This window comes from Cobetia sp. 5-25-4-2 (assembly GCF_013374075.1).
Lineage (GTDB): Bacteria > Pseudomonadota > Gammaproteobacteria > Pseudomonadales > Halomonadaceae > Cobetia > Cobetia marina.
On record NZ_BLWK01000016.1, the window covers coordinates 1 to 566 of the forward strand.

Annotated in this window: 1 protein-coding gene; it reads left to right on the forward strand. The window is 65.5% G+C overall.

What is annotated here, in order from left to right:
• On the forward strand, positions 1–566 hold a 566-nt coding region (locus tag HXS65_RS17295), incomplete at both ends, for an Ig-like domain-containing protein (RefSeq protein ID WP_176494527.1).

Below are 566 nucleotides of genomic sequence, written 5' to 3' on the forward strand. Positions count from 1 at the left end.
GTCGCCACCACCGAAGTCGAAGAGGATGGCACCTTCTCGGTCGATCTCGACCCGATGCCGGAAGACGGTACCGAGCTGACCGCCACCGCGACCGATCCAGCCGGCAACACCAGTGCGCCGTCCAACCCCGTCACCGTCGACAGCAACACCGACACCACCCCGCCGGCGGAAGGCGACAACAGCATTGCCTTCGACGATGGTGGCGATGGCTTCCTGAATGCCGACGAGATCGGCAACGTCACCCTGACCGGCTCCATCGAAGACGGCCTGGACAGCAGCAACGTTCAGCTGGTCATCACCGACGGCGAAGGTGGCTCCGTCACCGTCGACCCCGCCGATATCACTGTCGATGGCACCACCCTGACTGTCGCTGGCCAGAATCTCTCCGACCTGGCCGAGGGCGAACTGACCGCGACGTTGACCGTCACTGACGACCCCGGTAATGCGGCCGAGTTCACGGATGCCGCGACCAAGGACACCGTCACCGACACCCCGACGCTGAACGACACCGATGGCACCACCCTCTCCGGCACCGGTGAGCCCGGCGCGACCGTCGACATCACCGA